Genomic DNA, 21,955 nt, shown 5'->3' with positions numbered 1-21,955 from the left:
TTCTACGCCCCGGAGGGGCGGCTGGCTGTAGCCACGGGTGAAGCGCAGCCCGGCATCAGCCGGTCGCAGCGCAACCCGTGGACAAAGCACCCCCTTCTCCCTCCCCTGCCCCGGAGGGGCAGAGGAAACGAACATCGCACAGACCCCGCTCTTCCTTCGCCCCTCCGGGGCGAGGAGATAGAAGACAAGGGTCGCTGTCAACGGGTTGCGCGTCGCCTGCTCCGCAGTCGCCGCTCCACCCGTGGCTACAACCCTCGGCCCCGCCGGGGCCGAAAGACAGTACTGCGTGGCCGTCCCACCCTCCTTCGGGCGTTGGGCCTCAGCACTTTTTCTCCCGCTGCCTGTCCCCCCGCGCGGGGTCGGTCCGCTTGTCTGCGGTCGGGGCGGGCTGGTGCTCGCTGCCGCAGCAGAACACAGCATTTCCACAAGGAGCATCATCATGACCACCGCAACCACCAGTCTTTTCAACGGCCTCGATGTCGAAGCTCTGCAGGCCGCCATTTCCGGCGTCGCCGCCGAGCAGTCCGCCGGGCAGCTCGGCTTTGCCGTCCGCACCCAATGGCTCGGGGGCACCAAAGCCCAGAGCAGCGTGGACCAGTGGACGATCGCCGGCGAGCAGCGTCCTCGTGGCTTTACGATCCACGCCGACGAACCGGCCGAACTGTGCGGCACCAACACAGCGCCCAACCCGCAGGAACTGCTGATGGCCGCTGTCAACTCGTGCATCATGGTCGGGCTGGTCGTCGAGTGCTGCCGCCGCGGCATCACCCTTCGCAGCGTGAGTCTGGAGACCAGCGGTACGCTCAATCTTGCGGGCTTCTTCGGGCTCGACGCGACCGTCAAGCCGGGCTACGAAGAGGTCGCCGTCGCGGTCACGATCGATGCCGCCGCGCCCGAGGCCGACATCCGCGCAGCCTGCGAGGCGGCTCTGTCGCGCAGCCCCAACCGCTGGAACCTGGCCATGCCCATCGCCGTCAAACCGAGCCTGACCATCGCGGGCTGCTGAGCCGCCGCTATGAAAGTATACGAAGGAGCCTCCGCCATGTCCAGCACCACACTCACAACCGAACCATCCGCCGCGCCCGAGCCCGCCGCCGCCGGCACCGCCCAGCGCATCGCTGTGGGGGTGTACGGCATCGTCGCCTACGCCCTGTTCTTCGCGGTGTTCCTGTACCTGATCGCGTTCGTCGGCGGCGTGTTGGTGCCCAGGCACACCGGCTCGGGCACGGCCGCGCCGCTGGCTCTTGCGATTCCGGTCAACATCGCTCTGGTCCTGCTCTTTGGCGTGCAGCACGCGATCATGGCCCGCCCGCGCTTCAAGGCGTGGATCACGCGCTTCATCCCCGCTGCGGCCGAGCGCAGCACGTTCGTCATCGCGGCGAGCCTGTGCCTGGTGGCCCTGTTCGCCTTCTGGCAGCCGATGCCCGGGCCGGTCTGGGAGTTCGAGCATCCGGTCATGCGCGGGCTGCTGTGGGCGGCCTTCGGCTTCGGGTGGGCGCTGGTGCTGGGCTCGTCGTTCGTGATCTCGCACTTTGATCTCTTCGGCCTGCGGCAGTCGGTGCTGCACATGCTCTCGCGGACCTATGAACACATCGGGTTTGCGGTGGTCGGGCCGTACCGGCTCGTCCGCCACCCGCTGATGCTCGGGTTTCTCATCGCCTTCTGGTCGGCCCCGACCATGAGCGCGGGTCGCCTGCTCTTTGCTGCAGCGATGACGGCCTACATCCTCGTGGGCGTGAGCATGGAGGAGCGCGACCTGATCAGAACCTTCGGAGAACACTACAGGCAGTACCGTCGCCACGTGCCGTCGATCATCCCCAACCCTCTGCGCCGGTGGAAAGGGCTCTGATGGTGCGGCCGATTCATGGCGACGGTCGCACCATGACCGCCCGTCGGGTATCATGCCCGGCGGGCGGCGCCCTGCGCGCTGTGCGTCAGCAGCCACCGCCGCAGGGAGGACGCGCCATGCACCAGAGCCGAGCCGACATCACGGCCCTGCTGGCGGCCGGCCCCGCCGACCCCGACGCCCAGGCCCGGTTGCTCGCCGCCGTGTACGACCAGTTGCGCCTCATCGCCCGCAGCCGCATGGCCGGCGAACGAAAAGGCCACACCCTCGACGCCACCGGGCTGGTCCACGAAGCCTTCGTGCGCCTGCTCGGCGGGGCCGAGATCGACTGGCAGGACCGGGCACACTTTTACCGTACCGCCGCCCAGACCATGCAGCGCATTCTCGTCGATCACGCGCGGGCGCGCGGGGCCGAGAAGCGCGGCGGAGGCCGCGTGCGGCTCCCGGCGAGCATCGTCGAACTCGCGGCCGACGACGACCCGCACGCAGTGCTCATGCTCGATGACGCGATCGGGGCGCTCGCGCGCGAGGACGAACGCGCCGCGGAGATCGTGCGCCTGCGCTTTTATGCCGGGCTCGGCGTCGAGGCCGTGGCCGACCTGCTGGGCGTCAGCGATCGCACCATCAAGCGGCAGTGGTCCTATGCGCGGGCCCGGCTCTATCAACTCCTGAGCGGAGACGACAGCGATGCACCCGCCTGAAGCACGAGACATTTTCATGGAGGCGGTCGAACTCGAAGGCGACGCGCGTCAGCAGTACATCGCCCAGGCCTGCGCTGCGTCGCTCACGCTGAGGCGGGCCGTCGAAGCGCTGCTGCTGGCTCATGACCAGGCCTCGGGCTTTCTCGGCGACGCCACCATGCCCACGCGCCTGACCTTCGGAGCGGGTGCGTTTGGCAACGTGGATGAGGAACTGGCCGAGGGGACGATGCTCGGGCCGTACCGCATCGAACGCGCGCTGGGCGAGGGCGGTTTCGGGATCGTGTACCGGGCCGAGCAGGTCAGTCCCATTCAAAGAACCGTCGCGATCAAGGTCGTGCGGCCGGGCATGGACTCGGGCGCGGTGGTGCGGCGTTTCGAGGCCGAGCGGCAGACGCTGGCGATGATGAACCACGCAGCCATCGCGCGCATCTTCGACGCAGGGGCCACCGCCAGCGGCAGACCGTACTTCGTGATGGAGTTCGTCGAAGGCGAGCCCATCAGCACGTTCTGCGACAGGCGAAGGCTGACGCTCGACGAGCGCTTAGCCCTGTTCGAGCGTGTCTGCGGCGCAGTTGCCCACGCTCATCAGAAGGGCGTCATTCACCGCGACCTCAAGCCGGGGAACATTCTCGTAACCGACGATGACGGCGCGTTCAGTCCTCGCGTGATCGACTTCGGCATCGCCAAGGCCGTCGCGGGAGCCTCTCCGGCTGTCGCGGCCGCGGGCGATATCACCCAGCCACGCCAGTTGCTCGGCACGCCGCTGTACATGGCCCCCGAGCAGGCCTCGGGCGGCGAGATCGACACCCGCACCGATGTCTACGCGCTGGGCGTTGTTCTGTATGAACTGCTGTGCGGGCTGCCGCCGTTCGAGCGCAACAGGCTCGACGCGGCGTCGATCTTCAGCCTCATGCACATCATCTGCCAAGAAGACCCCCCGCGCCCCTCGGCACGGTTCATGGCCCTGGGCAACATGGGCGACGCGATCGCGCAAGCGCGCGACAGCGACACGCTGCGGCTGTGGCGCGACCTGAGCGGCGACATCGACCATCTGGTCATGAAAGCCATCGCCAAGGATCCGGCCGATCGCTACGCGACCGTCGATGCCCTCGCGGCCGATGTGCGGCGGTTCCTGGCCGGAGCCCCGCTCGACGCCGGGCCGCCGACGCTGCGCTATCGGCTGGGCAAACTGATCAGACGCCGCAAGATCGAAACCGCGGCGATCGCGCTGGCCGTGCTCGCGCTGGTGGGCCTGGCGGGCGCAGCGGTATACGTGGCGATCGAGCAGCGTGCGCAGGCCACGCGGCTGGCCGAGCAGACGCTGCGCTCCGACGCGGCCGCCGACTTTGCCCGCAGCGTTCTTTCGAGCGTGGACCCAGCCCGCGCGCGCGGAGCCGACACGACCCTGCTGCGCGAGATCCTCGACGACGCCGCCACGCGCGTCATCACGGAACTTGCCGACAACCCCGACGCCGCGATCGACATGCTCACGACGCTCGGCGTCGCGCACGCGCGCCTCGGCGACCTGCCCAAGGCGCTGACCCTGCTGCGCAACGCCTTTGATCGCGCGACCGCTCACGCCGGGCCGATCGCTGCCGTAACACTCGAAGCGGGCGCACACCTCGCGGGCGCTCTGACCGAGTCGGCCCGCTACGACGAAGCGATCGACCTGTTCGCCATCGTGCTCGACGGGCATATCACAACGCACGGACCCGACGCCGGCCCGACCGAGTCGGCCCAACTGAATCTTGCGACGGCCCTGGGGCGCGGGGGATACCCGGACCGCGCCGCCGCCGTGCTCGCCAGGCTCCACACTCAGCGCAAAGCCCGACTCGGCCCCGATCACGACGACACCCAGACCGCTGCCAACAACCTGGCCATCATGCTCTCGGACATGGGCGACGACGCCGGAGCCGCAGAGTTGCTGGCCCAGGTGCTCGAAGCCCAGAAACGAACAATCGGCGTCGATCACCCGCGGGCCATGACCACGGCCCACAACCTCGCGGCGGCCTACTCGGACATCGACAGGCTCGACGACGCCATCACGCTGCTCACAACCACGATCACGCACAAGAGCGCGGTTTTTGGCGACGAGCACCCGAGCACTCTGTCGAGTATCAGCGCGCTGGCCGGGCTGCTCTCGCGCCAGGGGCAGCATGCCGAGGCCGAAGCGATGTTCCGTCGCGCGCTGGCCGCGTCCGAAGCCAGCCCCAACGATCCGCGCCGCGCCGGGCTGCTCAACGGCATGGCCGGAGCGCTGTCGCGACAGGATCGCCACGACGAGGCCGAGCCGTTCGCACGCCAGGCCGCCGAACTGATGCGTTCGCTCGCCGGCCCCGATCATCCGCACACGCTGCAGGTGACAGCCAACTATGTGCGGCTGCTGCTGAGGCTCTCGCGGCTGGACGAAGCCCGCGCACTGGCCATTGACACCCACGCCCGCGCGCTCGAGCGCCTGGGCCCGGTGCACCCCATCCGCGTCGAACTGTGCATCGCCCTGGCGATCGCCAGCGCCGGGCTTGGAGAGGCGGACCAGGCGGCCACACTCCTGCGCGAGGCCATCGAGGCCTGCAACGCCGATGGCTCGACCGCGGCCGCAGCGCAGCGCGATCGACTCGCTGCGGCACTCGACGACATCGAAAACCCGTAAATCGGCCCGGCAGCAGACCGGATGAAAACGGCCCGAGGCATGCACCGCAACGCCCCGGGCCGAACGAGAGAGTCAATATAGATCGCGACGCGATGCGCGATCCATGATGGAACCGAAGGAACTGATTCGTTCAGCGGCTGCCCGAACAACCAGCATGCCTCAGCCGAGTAGAGGTCTCATCGCCTCCGGCGAGCCGCGGCAAGAGCGCCGAGCACGAGCACCGCAGCCGAAGCCGGCGACGGAACGCGCAGGGAAATGATCGCCTCGATCGTGGTGCTGCCATCAAGCGAACGCAGATCGACCTCGACGAACACGTACCCGTCATCGGCAAAATCAAGCCCCGGCCCGATGATGCCCGAAGCGTTGAAATCCGTCACGGTCCAGTCGCCGATGCCGTCGTTGTCCTCGTCGAACAGATCGCCAACCGAGAGCAGCTTGACACTGGCAGCCAGATTCGAAGCATCCGAAGCAAAGAACAGCGTCTCGGTCTCCTGCACAGTCGTCCAGACGAAGACTGCCTGATTGAGGTTGTTCAGTGACGCGGCATTAACGGCCGAACCAAGGGTCAGGCCATCGACCATCTGACCCTCGCGCAGCCCGATCACGCCGTTGAACGCGATGAACTCGTCCATATTCGTCGCGGCGTTGGTGTCGCCGGTGAAGATGTAATTCCCGCTGTTGTTGATCGAGACCAGATCGAAGTTCTGCCAGGCATCGCCCTGGCCCGTCGCGCCGCCTTCCTGCGCAACCATCGAGCCGTTGACCGCGATCATGGTGTCAGACGCGGCCACCGTCGCGGCTGTCAGGTTGTTGATGTAGTGATTGCCGTTGCCCGAGACGTGGTAGTCGAAGTTGATGCCCGACGGGAACGCAACCGTCAGCCCGCCGGTGTTGCCGATGACATCGCCTGAAGACAGCACGCGCGAGATCGCTCCGCCCGGGCCCTGCTTGTACAGCGCCCGCTGGAAGCTCGCGGTTCCTCCCTGCCCGTTGTTGATGCCCCCGACCCAGAACGCTGTGCCGTCGTCGATCATCTGCGGCCGGCTGTTGAACGTGCTGAAGAAGTTTGCACCATAACCCGGAGCCGCCTGCGTCCCCGCGAGAATCAGCCCATTCTGGCCCCACACCGAGTCATTGCCGTTGTATGACGGGCTGTAGATGAACTCGCCGTTGTTGCCCACGCCCATCGTGCCCTCGCCACCGGTGAGTACATCGGGCAAAGCGTCGCTGGACAGGAAGATCACGCCCGTGTCGAACCAGATGGCCCGGCGACCGTCGGCCAGACCGATCACCAGCCCGACCTGCCCGTTGCCGTTGGTGAACGGACTGTTGATGATCGTCACGGCCGAGCCGTCGACGATATCGCCCTCACGCACAATCACGTTGCCCGAAACAGGAGGACCAGCCAGAACACTGGCCGACAAACCGGCAACCACAGCCACAAACGCCGTTTGAGTCAATCGCATGATGTCTCTCCTTCTCTTCCTGCTTTGCCGCGAGGGCTGGACGGAATCAGCCCTCTCTCGCTCGCCATGGTACAGCGAACTGCAAAAAGCCGCAAGCCGGAAATCCGGTTTTGTTCACTAAGGAACCCAAAGTGGGGAGGTCATTGGCCAATCGAACCGAGTTCACCGTGCACCGCCTGCTACGCTCCACGAGCCTTCATACCACGATGATGACTATCAGCCCGTCCCAAGAGTCCAATGGCACACGACCCCTTACAGTTTCGCAACACAGGTGACACGAGAATCGAGTCAGCCTCCGGACTTCACACGTGTGGCACCGAATGTGCACAGATGCGAGTTGCACTTCTGACGGTGCTGCATGATCCTGCGTGAGAGTTAGCAAGGGGAATAGCTGTTGGTTTCGTTTCGAGCGCAGTGCAATGACGTTGTGCACCGATGCGGCGATGGTGTTTGTGGATTTTTCTTATCGGATTCAAGAGTTCAGGCGAATCTCAGGAAGGTCGAATTCGGTAACAATCTGGGAATTGTTCCATGATTCGGAGGCAATATGGTATTATTGCCCGTAAGGCTCTGGGCGCGGAGTGGTGAAGCCGATCTGATATCGGGAGAGACAATGACAAGCACAAGAATTGCCTTGGGTGTTTGGATCGGGGCTTCGATGCTCATCGGGTTGAAAGGCGCGGCGATGGCTGCAGCACCGCCGTGCGGTTGGTCGTCGGTGGGGGGTGGACTCAATGGCAGCGTCTTCGCGATGGAGGTGTTTGATGACGGGACGGGTCCTGCTTTATTTGTCGGTGGTGCGTTCACCAACGCTTCGGGGCAGGCACTCTATCGCATCGGCAAGTGGAACGGGCAGTCGTGGTCGTCGGTCGGGGGCGGGTTGACAAGCGGAACGGTGTATTCGATGCAGGTCTTCGATGACGGCAGCGGCCCGGCACTGTTCATCGGTGGTACGTTCGTCAACGCTGGAGGTGTACTGGCATCAAACATCGTCAAATGGAATGGTTCGACCTATTCGGCTCTTGGGCAGGGAACAAGCGGGGTCGTCAGGGCGATGACCGAGTACGATGATGATGACGGACCAGTACTCATTGTTGGCGGAAGCTTCATCAATGCCGGAGGACAAACCGTCAATCGTATTGCCCGATGGAACGGTTCGGCGTGGTCGGCACTGACTGGTCCTGGTGAAATAGGGATGAACAACAATGTGCTCGGTCTGACCACCTATCACGATGGGACCGCTCGAAGGCTCGTTGCGTGCGGGCAGTTCACCATGGCAGGGGGTCTTGGCGTCAACTACATCTCCGAGTGGAAGAACTCCTTCTGGTTGCCGCTGCGTGCTGGGCTGGGTGCTTTGGTGTCAGATGTTCTCGTACACGATGATGGCAACGGTGAATCGCTGTATGCAATGGGGCAGTTTGTCAGCGCTCCTCTGGTTGACGGACCGATACGCCGTGTCACACGCTGGACTGGGAGCACATGGGCACCAATAGGGCTTGGAGTCGATGGAACCGGCACATCGGACATTAATTCTGCGTTTTCGAGTGCCGACGGTCCATATGCGGGTTTGTACGTCGGTGGACGATTCACGCAGGCCGGAACTCAGCCTGCCAAGAATATCGCCCACTGGGACGGGCAGAACTGGGCAACCTTCGGGGCTGGCGTAGGTATCAATAGTGAGTCGGTTGAGGTCATTGGGCTGTACGACATTGGTTATGGCCCGACACTATTCGCGGGTGGAAATTTCACGATGGTCGATGGTGCTGTCGCTTCGCGCGTCGCACAATGGCGCTTCCCACGCGAGGCTTGTCGGGCGGATCTGGATGAAAACTGCATTGCCGATTTCTTTGATGTGCAGGCATTTTTGAACCATTTTTCCAGTGGCTCAACGATCGCAGACTTCAATAGCGACGGCCTGATCGATTTCTTTGATATTGCAGCATTTCTTGCAGCCTTCAGCGCATGCTTCTGAGTTGACCGGATTTCCATTCTCACAACCTGCGTCGCCATCCGGCGCTCGTACGCAATCGTCAGGAGTTTCACGATGTTTCAGATGAGTCTGAGTTCGCTACAACACAGCATCGCACGCAGTGTCATGGCCTGTGAAAGATGGCTTGTTGCGACTCTGTTGATCGCATCGACTGCTCTGGCCAGCGCACAGTGCTTTGGATGGGAGTCGCACGGGCCGATTCTCGGTCGTCAACAGCATTGTGCCGCCTATCTGCCCACCACTCAGGAAATTCTGTTCTTTGGTGGGTCGTCCTCAACAGACTATCTGTTCAACCCAACGAGCGGCGTCTGGACCTCAATACACTATCGACGTCCAGCGGGCTTGCACGGACCGGCAGCGGCATGGGATCCTGCGACTGAATCGGTGATCGTATTCGGTGGCACGAGCGATGGAGAAGGTCGCACCTACAGCCTGACGCGATCGGTTCGAGCTTGGAAACTGCTTGCGACGAACAACGCCGTTCCCGCTCGACGGAACCACCACGCAATGGCGCTTGATGAATCCACGGGCAAGATCGTGCTCTTCGGTGGGGTACTCAATGACGGCGGAGCACTGACAGGAGATACATGGGAATGGGATGGTGAGGAATGGTTATTGCGCAACACTTCTCCCCCCATGGCTCGGGCTCGGCATGCAATGGCCTATGACCCCGAACGTGGAGGCGTGATCATGTTCGGAGGTCAAGGAGCGGTTGCATGGCACAATGACACATGGAAGTGGGACAGTGCAGTAGGGCAGTGGATTCCCATAGCCTTTGGCGGCCCCATTGCGCGCATCGGACACGTCATGGCCTACTCGCCGGCGGACGGTGGACTCTTGATGTACGGAGGAAACCTGGGCGGGCAAACACAGAGACTGGATGACACTTGGCTCCTCCCCAGCAATGGTGTAGCTTGGAGCCAGGTTGACACGCCATTCAGACCCGGTGCACGGACGAATGCAGTAATGGTCCTTCACAAGGATTCGACCCGGCTGTATCTGCATGGGGGATCGACCGCGGCCGATATTGTCTATAACGATCTTTGGCAGTGGTCGGGTTCCGCTACAGGGTGGGAACAGGTGACGATTCAAGGATTGGGGAATGTTCTGTCGCTTCGCGCAGGCGTCGCAGGTGACCCCGCCACAGGCACCGCACTCATGTATGGCGGATCGACGGATATGGGACGCATGTGGTCATGGAACGAACAAACTCATGGGTGGGAAGAAATCGAAGTTGCAGGCCCAAATCCCGGCATTCGCGTCAATCACAGTTGGGTTCTCGATGAATCAACTGGAGAAATTGTTCTGTACGGCGGGACCGAGTTTGTGCCAAGCGGGATTCAGGTTCGGGAAGATACATGGATCTTTGATCCTTTTGCACGCACTTGGGAGCGTGTGATCCAGTACTCTGCCCCCGGCCATCGGACTTTCGCATCAATTGCTTACGACCCGACGACACAGCGTGTCCTGATGTATGGAGGCGAAAGCCATGACTTCAATATGCGAGACATCTGGGAATGGGACGGCGTTGCACGCACATGGACACGGATCGGCAATGAACCCCCGATTACGAACCGTGGATCAGTTATGGGCGTTGATCGACAGACCGGCGGCATCTACAGCGTGGTCGGTCAATCCGTCTACGAGTTTAACCGCAGTCTGGGGCTCTGGTTCCTTCAAGGAACCCTTGTTCCCGAGAATTTGGAGTACCCCGCGATTGTGTACTCGGAAAAGTATGGCGGGCTGATTCTCATGGGAGGTCGAAGGAGCGGGCAATGGCTCGGGTGGGTGTTTCGCAGAGATCCTTTGACATTCGAATGGAATCGCATTCAGTACGGTCTATCGCCAAACGGTCCTGGATATATGTGGCCGAATGCAGCTGTCGCTCCAAACGGAAGAGTGTTCCGGACTGGCGAAGGGTCGAGCAGTTGGCACTGCGATGGTCCGATCTACTGTCGGGCCGACCTGAACGGGGACGGACGACTCGACTTCTTCGATATTCAGATGTTTCTAGCCCTTTTCATTCAGCGTGACTCTCGCGCCGACCTTACGACACCGAACTGGACGTTTGACTTTGCGGATGTTCAGTCATTCCTCAATCTCTATTCGGGTGGATGCCCCTGACTCCCAACGTGTGTCGGGCATGCGATGATGAATAGGACCGTTTTAGGCTCAACCGAAAATTCCATGGTGTGGCACAGAGTTGCCGTGATCAATTCGCAACACCTGTCGCGCACGCCGGGTTACTTCAGCATGCCTCGATCACCATCGCCACTGCATTGCCGCCGCCGAGGCACAGGCTCACAACGCCTCGCTTGCCCCCTGTGCGACGCAGTTGGTGCACGAGTGTCACCAACACGCGAGCGCCCGAAGCACCGATCGGATGTCCGAGTGCAACCCCGCCGCCGCAGATGTTCAGCCGATCTTCCTTGATGCCGAGTTCCTTGACATTGCACAACACCTGCGCGGCGAAGGCCTCGTTGATCTCGAAGAGGTCGATGTCGCTCGCCTTCAGATTCGCCATGTCGAGTACCCCGCGAATGCCACCGATCGGAGCTTCGAAAATGTCTTTCGGATCGACGCCATGCGTATGAGTGGCCACAATGCGCGCCAGAGGCTTGACGCCCAGTTCTTCGGCCCGCGATGAACTCATCACCAGGACTGCGGCCGCACCGTCGCTGATCTGGCTCGCATTACCAGCCGTGATCGTCTCGTGCCCCGGAACCGTTCGCAACTTGCCGAGGACTTCGGCTGTCGAATCGGCACGGATCCCTTCATCCGCCGCCACGCCGCCCTCTGGCCCGGCCACCTTCTTGTTGCCGACCATCTCGCCGGTGATGGTGATGAGTTCGGACTTGAAATGCCCTGCCGAAGTTGCGGCCGCCGCGCGAGCGTGGCTCTGCGCACTGAAGCGATCCTGCTCGGCCCGCGAGATCCCGTGCTTTTTGGCGATGTAGTCCGCCGAGTTGGTCATGCCGCAGTTTTCAAAGGCACACGTCAGTCCGTCGAACTGCATGTGATCCTTGAACGCAACCTCGCCGAACTTCACGCCACTGCGGAGTTCGGCAAAGTGCGGTGCAAGCGTCATGTTCTCCATGCCTCCCGCCACCACACACCGGTTGTCGCCTGCGCGGATCGATTGATCCGCCATCATCACAGCTTCGAGACCCGAGCCGCACACCTTGTTGATCGTCTTGGCCGAAAGCGTCGTCGCAAGTCCGGCCCCCAGCCCCGCCTGCCGCGCCGGGTTCTGCCCCAGACCCGCCTGAAGCACGCACCCCATTACGCACTCATCGACCGCCGTCTTCGCACCGGGAACATCGGCAAGCACCGCCGAGACCGCCCATGACCCCAGTTTCGTCGCAGGTACGCGAGCGTAACCTCCGAAAAAGCGACCGATCGGAGTGCGCTTGGCAGCGACGATGACAGACTGCGTGGCCATGAACTTCTCCCTTTGCCTTCAACATGAATCACCCCGTCGAGGGGCCGCGAACCCTATTCTATCGCGACCCACCGAGCGAATCATGGACTCTGCCGCACCAAGATCAAAACGCCTCTGGCTGAGCATCGAACTCACGGTGCTGTTCTTTGCGGTTCCGGCTGCAATGACATTCTGGCGGCTCAACCCGCAGGCCGTCGCCGAGGCGGCCGCGACGCTGGGAATCGAGGCGGACTTCCTCGCAAAACCCGGGCGCTTCATGTTGCCCTCGCTCATGGCATTCACCATCGTGTGCCTCGTGTATCTGCTTCGAGACCGTTCTTTCGAGCGCAAGCGGCTGTGGAACGCCCGAGCCGCGTGGAGATGCCTGCCCAAGTGCACCGCAGAGTTCGTGCCGCTGGCAGGTTTACTCACTCTGCTCGCATGGCAACTGACGCCCGGTTCGTACCTGCTGACCGCAGCAGCGAATCTGGGCGTGCCCCCGCGTTGGTTGCCTGGCATGGCGTCACTCTTCCGCCTGCCAAGCGAAAAGCCGCTGCTCTGGGTCATGATCATGGTGCTCTATCCGCTCGTGAGTGTCTGGCCTCAGGAAGTTCTGTACCGTGCGTTCTTTTTTCATCGCTACGCCGCGCTCCTGCGCACGCCCGAAGCGCGAATCGCAGCGAGCGCCATCGCATTCGGGTTCATGCACATCCTGTTCATGAACCTCATCGCGCCGCTCCTCTGCCTCATCGGCGGCGTGCTGTTTGCTGCGACCTACGAACGAACACACTCAACCTTGGCCGCGTCGATCCAACACGCCCTGTACGGCTGCTGGATCTTCACGGTCGGGCTCGGGCCTTACTTCTTCGGCGGGACGGTGTACCCCTGAACGATGGTGGGACGGAAGCGGGGGGGCTAAACTTTCATTGTTTACTGAAAACCCGGAAGAAAGGTCCGAGCAATGACCCCCATCTACCGCCCGCCCGTCGAACATCCGCACCTGCCCGCGACCGATCGCGGTCTATTGGAGGCCGTCGCTGCCGGGCACGCAAGGCTCACGCCAGAGCAGGGGCTCGAACTTCTCACAGCCGCATCGCTCCATGACCTCGGTCGGGCAGCCGACACCCGCTGCCGCCGCATGCATGGCCCGTCGCTGCGCACATACGTCATCGATCGCAACATCAACTACACCAACGTGTGCACCGCTAAGTGTACCTTCTGCGCTTTCCGCCGCGATGCCGAAGACCATGACGCCTATACGCTCGCCTTCGAACAGATCCACGAAAAGATCGCCGAACTCGTCGCCCTCGGCGGCACACAGATTCTCATGCAGGGCGGAATGAACCCTGCTCTCCCGCTCGACTGGTACATCGAACTCCTGAGCGGAATCAAGTCGAAGTTCCCCGCATTGCACATCCACGCATTCAGCCCGCCCGAGTTCATCGAGTTCGTCAACTTCTTCGATCCTCCGGGACGCAACCTCGAAGAAAAAATCCGCTGGGTCATGGTGCGGCTGCGCGATGCCGGGCTCGACAGTCTTCCAGGCGGCGGCGGCGAAATCTTCGCGCCGGCTGTGCGCTCGAAGATCGGCATGGGCAAGTGCACCGCCGAGGCATGGCTCACATGCATGTACGTCGCGCACTCGCTGGGCATGTTCACGAGCGCGACGATGATGTTCGGACACATCGAAGGCCATGCCGACCGCATCCATCACATGCACCTCGTACGCCAGTGGCAGGATCGGGCACTGGCAGACTTCGGCGGCGGACACGCACCCAGTGACATCGCCAACGATCCCGCCCACAAGAACCTCGCAACCGGTGGACACTACACCGCGTTCATCACCTGGCCCTTCCAGCGTGAGAACACTCCGCTCGGGCGCCTGCGCGACTGGGGCTCCGATCCGGCAGATGTCGAACACTGCGGACGCGTCTTCCCGGGCGATGCGGTCGCACGACTCGACGGCACCGGCACCAAGGATCTTCACCCCGAGTTCGGACGCCGCCTTCGCATGGCTGGCGCGGTCGAGTATCTCCGCACGCAGGCCACGAGTCGCCTCTTTCTCGACAACATCTACAGCATCGGCGCGAGCTGGGTCACGATGGGGCCGCACGTCGGCCAACTCGGATTGATGTTCGGCGCCAACGACATGGGCAGCGTCATGATCGAGGAAAATGTCGTCTCATCAGCAGGCACGACCTACTGCCTCGATGAAGCCGTGCTCTGTCGGCTCATCCGCGATGCCGGGTTTACGCCCGCGCAGCGGAACAACACATACGACATCCTGAGCATCAAGGATGGCACCGCCTCGCCCGATCAGGCCGTCACGGACTGGTCCCGCCATCGCACGCGCAGGCTTCACACTCAATCCGCCCAGATCAAGGCCGAACTGACCATCGAAGCAGCAGGGGAGCAGAGCGTGTAACGACGCCCTGAAACCCGCCCGACACCTGCTCACAGCGCCGGTCTCGCACACTCTTGCCCGACATTCTGTCAGGATTCGGCCCGCAATGCGGGTGTGTATCACATGGAGGCCCGATGGCCCCATCGCGGATCCGGCAAACAGGGCCCGTTGCCGGGTGCGTTCGATCCTCGCGCTCGTGGCGTGAGGGTGATCGGTACAACTCAAAAAGGAGAGTCAATCATGAAACGCTCGCAACGAGCACCTTCGCCGCTGCGCGCCCTCGCGCTGGCAGCCGCACTCACACTTCCGCTTGCGGTCGCACCAGCAACAGCAAGCAGCGCGAGCCGGGGTTCGATTTCGTATTCAAACCGTGCGATTCTCGGCACACTCACCATCGACGGCCGGTGTTTTCAGATTCGCGACGGGTACAGCTTCAACAATCAGATCCGTCAAGCCCTGTGCTCGGCCGGATACGACGCGCGAATCGTCGGCCGCGACATCGTCGTGTACACACGCGGGTGTCGCCAGCCCGACATCTGCTGGACCGGATGCGACTACGACCTTCAAACCTGCTGGCGCGGGACGAACCTGGTCCTCACGCTTGCAAGGATCAATCGCCAGGTCTCCGTCCGGCACTACACCCCGCCACCCACGCGAGTGACGTACGTCTCCACGCCCGTTGTTCGAAAGTACGACACATACCGCCCGCCATCGTGGGGATGCTCAACACCGCCTCGCTCAGGCGTGACGATCATCTCCGGCTCTTCGCGATTCGACTCGATCGATCGCGGCTGGGGTCGGCGGTGGGATGATTCGTGCGACACCGGGTTCAACGTTCGCATCGATGTCAACAATCGCCGACGGTAGGTCGTTCCTGCCGGACTGCGATACGACGTGACGCGGACCGGGCGCTACTCGAGCGCTCGGTCCGCCGTTTGTGATTCAAATGTTGCACTGCTGTTTACGCCGCTGCTGCCGTGTCGTCAGCCAGTTCGTTCTCAAGGCGTTGCTGTACCTGTTCGAACAACACATCTTCGAGGGCCGTCAGGCGCGACTCGATGCGGTCGATGTCTTCGCCTTCCATCCCCGCAATCTCCTCGATCGAGAGTCGGCTGGCATAACGAAGCAGGATCAGACGCCGCTCTCCCGAAGGCAGCCGATCAATAAGGTCTCTGAGCGTACAAGTACCGAGCGCGGGCATCGTGTGATCTCCTTCAAAGGTCCTTTGCACATGTGTGTGCAGGGACTCTTTCGGCCTTCCACCCATGAAGATCGCAATTGTTCACCCCTGCGACAACCGCTCACAAGTGGAGAGCGCAAATGTTGCGCTTCCGTGCGTTCGATTGCACCAAATCTGCGGTTTATACGCTGGGTCAGGGCCGCATCGGAATATCCACGCTGCACGCATCGGCACACGCCAGAGCGTCCGCATATCCCGCATCGGCATGGCGGAAAATTCCCATCGCTGGGTCGTTGGTCAGGACGCGGGCCAAGCGGCGTTCAGCTTCAGGAGTGCCATCGGCCACGATCACCTGACCGGCGTGCTGGCTGAACCCGATTCCAACACCGCCTCCGTGATGAAAACTCACCCAGCTCGCACCGCTGGCGACATTGACCATCGCATTGAGCAGGGGCCAATCACTGACCGCGTCGGTGCCATCGAGCATCGCTTCGGTTTCGCGATTCGGGCTTGCCACCGACCCGCAGTCGAGATGATCGCGTCCGATGACGATGGGGGCCGAGACTTCGCCGCGAGCCACCATCTGGTTGAAGATCAATCCGGCGCGGGCGCGCTCGCCCAGCCCGAACCAGCAGATCCGCGCAGGCAGGCCCTGGAAAGCAAATCTTGGATGGCAGTTGTCAAAATCCCCGGCGAGCAGGGCGTCCGGATTGGCGTGGCAACTGAGCAACCACCGGTGCAGCCGTTCGTTGTACCCGCCTCCGTCGCGCGGAAAAGCATCGAGCAGCGCACGATCCGTTCGGTAGATGTCGCGAGGATCGCCCGAAAGCGCCACCCAGCGGAACGGCCCCCGACCCACGCAGAACTGAGGCCTGATATACGCAGGGACAAACCCCGGAAACGCGAACGCGTCCTCATACCCATGATCGAGCGCACGCTGGCGGATGTTGTTGCCATAGTCGAAGGTGACCGCGCCGCGCCGCAGCAACTCCACCATCGCGCGCACATGCCGCTCCATCGATGCCATGCTCAGTTCGACATAGTGCTCCGGGTCTTCGATGCGCTGAGTTTCGGCTTCCGTACAACTGAACTCGACCGGGGTGTAGCCTTCGAGCGGGTCGTGAGCGCTGGTCTGATCCGTCAGAATATCAGGGGTAATGTCCCGCTCAATCATGCGTTCGAGCAGTTCGACCGCGTTGCAGTGCACACCGACGCTCGTCGCGCTGCGCTGCCCGGCAAGATCAAGTGCTCGATCAATCGCGTCGTCAACTTCAAGCACGATCTCATCGAGATAATTGTCGCGCAGACGGCGGTCGAGCCGGGCGTGATCAACATCCGCAATGAGGCACGTTCCGCCGTTGAGCGTGATCGACAGTGGCTGCGCGCCGCCCATCCCGCCGCACCCGGCCGTCACGCACAGCCGCCCGGCGAGCGTACCCCCGAAGTGCATTCGGGCACATTCTGCAAATGTCTCGTATGTGCCTTGAAGAATGCCTTGCGTTCCAATGTAGATCCACGAACCCGCGGTCATCTGTCCGAACATCATCAAGCCACGGGCAGCCAGGTCGTCGAACGTCTGCTGTGTTGCCCAGTGCGGGACAAGATTGCTGTTGGCAATGAGCACGCGCGGCGCTTCTTCATGCGTGCGCACCACCCCGACAGGCTTGCCCGACTGCACAAGCAGCGTCTCATCAGGCGCGAGTCGCAGGAGCGTTTCGATGATGGCGTCGAATGCGGGCCACGATCGGGCAGCCTGACCGCGCCCGCCATAGACAACAAGATCCGCAGGGCGCTCCGCAACCTCAGGATCAAGATTGTTCATCAGCATGCGCATGGCGGCTTCAGCCTGCCAGGTGTGACACCGACGCTGCGTTCCGCGCGGCGCACGCACTACACGCACAGCCCGCTCCTGCTCCAACGTTGAAACCGACATGGCCCTGCTCCTCAGCCGGCAAGCATCTCGCGCAACCATTCCGAGACGCCGACAAACCATGTTGTACGTCAGTTGCGCGCCAAACACAACCCCCAGCCACAAAACAGCGCACAAAATCAGGTGTACACAGCAGCAAGCGTTCCATCCCGAACCATTGATTCGATGGCACGCACATCCGCATACGGCGGACGATCAGCAATCAGCCTCGGTACACGTTCGCGGATGAGAGTGTGCGCACGCTCCACGCCCTGCCCACTTCGGAGGGGTCGGTGCGCTTCGAGACCCTGCGCAGCACAGAGTAACTCGGCCGCAATCACCGATGTCAAAAGGTCCAGCGCCCGACCCGCCTTGGCTGCCGATCGAGGACCGAACGAGTTGTAGTCCTCCATTTCAGCGCAAGTCGCGAGGTTTGAAACCGACGCTGGCGTGCACAATCCGATCATCTCGTTACACGCAGCCGCAGCAGCGTACTGCACAATCATGTACCCCGAATGCAACCCCGGCGTCGGACTCAGAAACGGCTTGAGCCCCGATTCGGGGTCAAACACCGAAAGCATGTGAAACACGCGCCGCTCAGCAAGACCGGCAACATGACACGCCGCGAGCGCCAGGCAATCGAGCGGCAGCGCGACTGGCATGCCATGAAAGTTGCCCGCCGAAACGATGTCAGCCTGATTTGCATCGGTCGCAAACACCAGCGGATTATCCGTGACTGCTCCCAGTTCATGTTCGACCGCTGTGCGCACATGCTGGGCAAGTTGCTGCGAAGCCCCGAGCACCGCCGGAGCACACCGGAATGAGTACGGATCCTGCACGCGCGGGTCATTGACCGCGTGCGACTGAGCGATCTCGCTTCCGTGCAGAAGGTCTCGCAGCTGCTGGGCGACGTGCGCACAACCGGGTTGATTCCGGGCAGCGTGAACGCGTGCATCAAGGAAGCGATGGGTCACCCGACAGGCATCCATCGACATCGCGGCCGCGACAAACGCAGCACCGGCACAGCGGTCAAAATCATCGACAAGCAACGCACCCCGACCGGCCATCAGGTGTGTGCCATTGATGAGGGCCAGACCCTCCTTGGCTTCGAGCACCACCGGCGACAATCCCGCACGCCCCAGTGCAGTCGACGCAGGACAGGTTTCGCAGCGTCCGGAGCCGATGTCCACAAGGACTTCACCTTCACCGATCAGTGCGAGCGCGACATGGGCAAGCGGGGCGAGATCACCGGACGCGCCGACAGACCCTGTTTCGGGAACCATGGGTGTAATGCGATGATTGAGCAACGCGAGAATGAGATCGACAACTTCGGGGCGCACCGCAGAGAGTCCGCGGCTGAGCGATGCTGCCAGAACAACCATCATCGCGCGCACAACTTCGACCGAAAGCGGCTCGCCAATTCCTGCGGCATGAGAACGCACAAGATTTCGCTGAAGCTCGCCAAGCGAGGCATCATCGATGCGTGTGCGCGCGAGCGACCCGAAACCGGTGTTGATTCCGTAGTGAGCATCGCCGGACGCAATGGTGGCCAGAAGCGAGCCGCGACACGCGTCCATCCGGTTGCGGGCGTCGCGGGCAAGAGTGACGGGAGCCAAATTTCGAGCGACGCGGGCGACTTGTTCCGTGGTGAGGGGCGAGCCATCGAGGAGAGTCAGGGGTTGGTTCGACATCGTGGTGAGATGGTGTGCCGTGGGAGGCCCTGAGGCAAGCGGGAAGGGCGGGGCGCGGATCGGAGATCAATAACGTCCTATAATATATATTATGTCTATCAGCAACATGAGGCCCTGGACGGGCATACGGATGGGTGAAAACAAGTGCTGCATCAGGACATTCAAGACTTCGACTTGCTCGGCGTTGCCTGGACGCCCTTGCCTGCGAACAACTTCGCATTGAACGCGGACGTTGCTCCGGGTGCGATGGTGAACCATTGCCAGCGATCCGTACCGACTATCAGCCTCGCGATGAGGTTGATTTGCCCGACGTGGTATGCGTAATGGTCAAGTTGGCGAGCGATGGCGGCATGCACCGGGTGCGGCACGCTGCGGATAGGCACTATGCGGCCGAGGTCTGCAGGCGTGAGCGCGTCGAGCGTTGCAGACAGAGCAGCCCAGCCGGTGTTCCAGCGGGCCATGAGCGCGGCGCGTGACGAGCTGGTGGGTTCAGGAGCGATGAACTCGGCGTCGCGATCGCGTGAGGGTTTCTCGCCATCGGTCGTGAGAAAGTCGGTCCAGCGGCTGAGCATGTTTCCGGCCATGTGCTGGACGATGATGGCGATCGAGTTCATCCCCGGCCCGGGCGCGCGGAAGAAGCCCTCGTCATCGAGTTGCTTCATCGCATGCTCAGCAAAAGCCTGCTGGCGCTCGAAGACCTGCCGCCAGACGGCGATGAGGTCGTCGGGCAGAGGGGTTGCGTAGTGTGACGCGGCCGCGTCCATTGCGTCCACTCCTGGTTCAAGCTTCGAGCAGGCGCACACACTCATCGGCGGCATCGCTTACGGCGACGAGTGCGTTGTTGCCGGTGTCTTTGCGATGCTTGATCTCGACCTTACCTTCGGCCAGAGCCTTGGCACCGATGGTCACGCGCACGGGAATGCCAATCAGGTCGGCGTCCTTGAACTTCACGCCCGGCCGTTCGTCGCGATCGTCGATGAGCACGTCCATGCCGCGCGAGGCGAGTTGTTCTGCGAGCGCGTCGGCTGCGGAGTGCGAGGGTTCATCGGGCTTGATGAGCGTGATGAGCACGTGATACGGCGCGACGGGCGCGGGCCAGATAATGCCGTTGTCGTCGCAACTCATCTCGACGCACGCAGCGACGGTGCGGCTGACGCCGATGCCGTAGCAGCCCATGATGACGGGTCTGCGTTCCTGTTTCTCGTCGAGGATGTTGAAGCCCATCGCGGTCGAATACTTGGTCCCGAGTTTGAAGATGTGTCCGACTTCGATGCCGCGACGTGCTTCGAGTCTTGCTCCGTCGGCGCGCGGGCTGGGGTCGCCGGCGACGGCATTGCGGATGCTGGCGACTTCAAAGAAGCAGTCTTCCTTACCCATCGCAGCGACCGGGTCCTTGCCCAGGTCGCGTTGCCAGTTGAAGTGCTTGACGTGAAAATCCTTGCGATCGCCGCCGGTGACCCAGAAGCGACTCTTGCCTTTGGCGTCATCGAAGCCTGCGGCGGCGTCGGGGTCAACGAGCAGCAGCGTCTGCGCCTTGCCGACGACCGCGCGCGGCGAGACGTAGCCGATCTCGAAGCCGAACGCCTTTGCCTCTTCGACATTAGCCAGTTCGATCCTGCAGCCGCAGGCGTCGCGAACCTTGCCTTCGTTGACATCATGATCGCCGCGCACGCACGCGACGACCCACCACTCGCCGGGATATTTCGTCGCTTCGTCGTCATCGCGCGCCACGACTTTGAAGACGACAGTTTTGAGCATGTTTTCCGGCTTGACCTTCATGAGTTTGGCTACGTCTTCGATGCCGGGGCAGTCGGGCGTGTGGATTTCTTCGAGCGTTCCGGTCGGCTCGCCGACGAAGAAGCCGACGCTGGGCGCCGCACGCTGGCCGATCTCGCACTTTTCGACGTTGGCCGCGTAGCCGCTCGCGGGACAGACGAGAATCGTGTCTTCGCCGGTGGCGCAGTTGACCATGAACTCGTGGCTGGCCGAGCCGCCGATGGGTCCGGCTTCGGCTTCGACGGCCGTAAAGTCGAGCCCGCAGCGGGTGAAGATGTTGACGTACGCCTGGTACATCCGGTCGTAGGTCTCATTGAGCCCCCCCGCTCCTTCGAGGCTGGCGTGAAACGAGTAGGCGTCTTTCATCAGGAACTCGCGGCCGCGCAGCAGCCCGGCGCGCGGGCGGAACTCATCGCGATACTTGGTCTGAATCTGATAGACGCAGATCGGCAGGCTCTTGTAACTGGGCACGCAGGCGGCGAGGGCTTCGGTGATGACTTCCTCGTGCGTGGGCCCGAGGAACTGCTTGCGTCCGTGGCGGTCTTCGAGCGTGAAGAGCAGGTCGCCGTACTCGATATCGCGCTTCGTGCCGGCGAAGAGTTCGATGGGCATCAGCGCGGGCAGGAGCAGTTCGGCCGAGCCGATGGCGTTCATTTCTTCGCGGACGATCTGCTCGATTTTGCGGAGCACGCGCAGCCCCAGCGGCAGGAACGCGTACACGCCGCTGGTGACCTTGCGGATGCAGCCGGCGCGGGCGAGCAGGATGTGGCTGGGGGTTTCGGCGTCGGCGGGCGCTTCGCGTGTGGTCGGGATGAAGGCCCAGCGGGCGATCTCGCCGCGGGTGCTGCGGGCCAGGGCGAAGGGTTTTGTGTTTGTGTTTGTGCCTGTGCCTGTGTTGGCGTCATTATCGGTGTGCGTCAT

General features: G+C 62.6%; 16 protein-coding genes. 9 read left to right on the top strand and 7 right to left on the bottom strand.

Annotation, left to right across the window (positions count from 1 at the left end; translation table 11 throughout):
- Positions 1–439 precede the first annotated feature (439 nt).
- The 4 genes from KF757_10660 (at position 440) to KF757_10645 (ending at position 5,197) form a co-directional block, all read left to right on the top strand.
- Positions 440–1,006, top strand: coding sequence for an OsmC family protein (locus tag KF757_10660; GenBank protein MBX3323442.1), 567 nt, complete (start codon positions 440–442; stop codon positions 1,004–1,006).
- A 36-nt stretch (positions 1,007–1,042) separates the two neighbouring features.
- Positions 1,043–1,849, top strand: a complete 807-nt coding sequence (locus tag KF757_10655; GenBank protein ID MBX3323441.1) for an isoprenylcysteine carboxylmethyltransferase family protein — start codon at positions 1,043–1,045, stop codon at positions 1,847–1,849.
- 116 nt (positions 1,850–1,965) lie between these two features.
- Positions 1,966–2,547, top strand: a complete 582-nt coding sequence (locus KF757_10650; GenBank protein MBX3323440.1) for a sigma-70 family RNA polymerase sigma factor — start codon at positions 1,966–1,968, stop codon at positions 2,545–2,547.
- The gene (locus KF757_10645) at positions 2,534–5,197 is read left to right on the top strand and encodes a tetratricopeptide repeat protein (GenBank protein MBX3323439.1); all 2,664 of its coding nucleotides are present in this window, start codon (positions 2,534–2,536) and stop codon (positions 5,195–5,197) included. Before KF757_10650 ends, KF757_10645 begins: the two co-directional genes overlap by 14 nt.
- Positions 5,198–5,373: 176 nt before the next feature.
- Here KF757_10645 and KF757_10640 read toward each other — a convergent pair whose 3' ends face one another.
- On the bottom strand, positions 5,374–6,663 hold the full coding sequence (locus KF757_10640) for a hypothetical protein (protein ID MBX3323438.1): 1,290 nt from the start codon (positions 6,661–6,663) through the stop codon (positions 5,374–5,376).
- Between the two features lie 613 nt (positions 6,664–7,276).
- On the opposite strand from KF757_10640, the gene KF757_10635 reads away from it, so the two are divergent.
- Both KF757_10635 and KF757_10630 read left to right on the top strand, forming a co-directional pair.
- Positions 7,277–8,635: a hypothetical protein gene (locus KF757_10635; GenBank protein MBX3323437.1), complete on the top strand. Its 1,359-nt coding sequence runs from the start codon at positions 7,277–7,279 to the stop codon at positions 8,633–8,635.
- A gap of 72 nt (positions 8,636–8,707) precedes the next feature.
- Positions 8,708–10,777, top strand: coding sequence for a hypothetical protein (locus KF757_10630; GenBank protein MBX3323436.1), 2,070 nt, complete (start codon positions 8,708–8,710; stop codon positions 10,775–10,777).
- Positions 10,778–10,901: 124 nt separating this feature from the next.
- On the opposite strand, the gene KF757_10625 is transcribed toward KF757_10630, so the two are convergent.
- Positions 10,902–12,095 carry a thiolase family protein gene (locus KF757_10625; GenBank protein ID MBX3323435.1) on the bottom strand — a complete coding sequence of 398 codons (1,194 nt, stop codon included), beginning with the start codon at positions 12,093–12,095 and terminating at the stop codon, positions 10,902–10,904.
- An 82-nt stretch (positions 12,096–12,177) separates the two neighbouring features.
- Between KF757_10625 and KF757_10620 the strand changes: the two genes are divergently transcribed.
- The 3 genes from KF757_10620 (at position 12,178) to KF757_10610 (ending at position 15,345) form a co-directional block, all read left to right on the top strand.
- Positions 12,178–12,963, top strand: coding sequence for a CPBP family intramembrane metalloprotease (locus KF757_10620; GenBank protein MBX3323434.1), 786 nt, complete (start codon positions 12,178–12,180; stop codon positions 12,961–12,963).
- A gap of 72 nt (positions 12,964–13,035) precedes the next feature.
- Entirely contained in the window at positions 13,036–14,499 is a 1,464-nt protein-coding gene (locus KF757_10615) for a radical SAM protein (protein ID MBX3323433.1), read from the top strand.
- Positions 14,500–14,718: 219 nt separating this feature from the next.
- A complete protein-coding gene (locus KF757_10610; GenBank protein ID MBX3323432.1) occupies positions 14,719–15,345 on the top strand; it encodes a hypothetical protein in 627 nt (208 codons plus the stop codon).
- 94 nt (positions 15,346–15,439) lie between these two features.
- Here the strand turns inward: KF757_10610 and KF757_10605 are convergent, their stop codons facing one another.
- The 5 genes from KF757_10605 to KF757_10585 form a co-directional block, all read right to left on the bottom strand.
- The gene (locus KF757_10605) at positions 15,440–15,679 is read right to left on the bottom strand and encodes a hypothetical protein (GenBank protein MBX3323431.1); all 240 of its coding nucleotides are present in this window, start codon (positions 15,677–15,679) and stop codon (positions 15,440–15,442) included.
- Between the two features lie 172 nt (positions 15,680–15,851).
- Positions 15,852–17,591, bottom strand: a complete 1,740-nt coding sequence (gene hutU / locus KF757_10600; GenBank protein ID MBX3323430.1) for a urocanate hydratase — start codon at positions 17,589–17,591, stop codon at positions 15,852–15,854.
- 116 nt (positions 17,592–17,707) lie between these two features.
- Positions 17,708–19,258: a histidine ammonia-lyase gene (locus KF757_10595; protein ID MBX3323429.1), complete on the bottom strand. Its 1,551-nt coding sequence runs from the start codon at positions 19,256–19,258 to the stop codon at positions 17,708–17,710.
- Positions 19,259–19,419: 161 nt separating this feature from the next.
- Entirely contained in the window at positions 19,420–20,022 is a 603-nt protein-coding gene (locus KF757_10590) for a DUF1572 family protein (GenBank protein MBX3323428.1), read from the bottom strand.
- A gap of 16 nt (positions 20,023–20,038) precedes the next feature.
- Positions 20,039–21,955, bottom strand: a complete 1,917-nt coding sequence (locus tag KF757_10585; protein MBX3323427.1) for a proline--tRNA ligase — start codon at positions 21,953–21,955, stop codon at positions 20,039–20,041.

It is taken from the genome of Phycisphaeraceae bacterium (assembly GCA_019636795.1).
GTDB lineage: Bacteria > Planctomycetota > Phycisphaerae > Phycisphaerales > UBA1924 > JAHBWW01.
The sequence above is the reverse complement of the archived record's forward strand: the minus strand, read 5'-3'. Positions and strand labels throughout refer to the sequence as shown.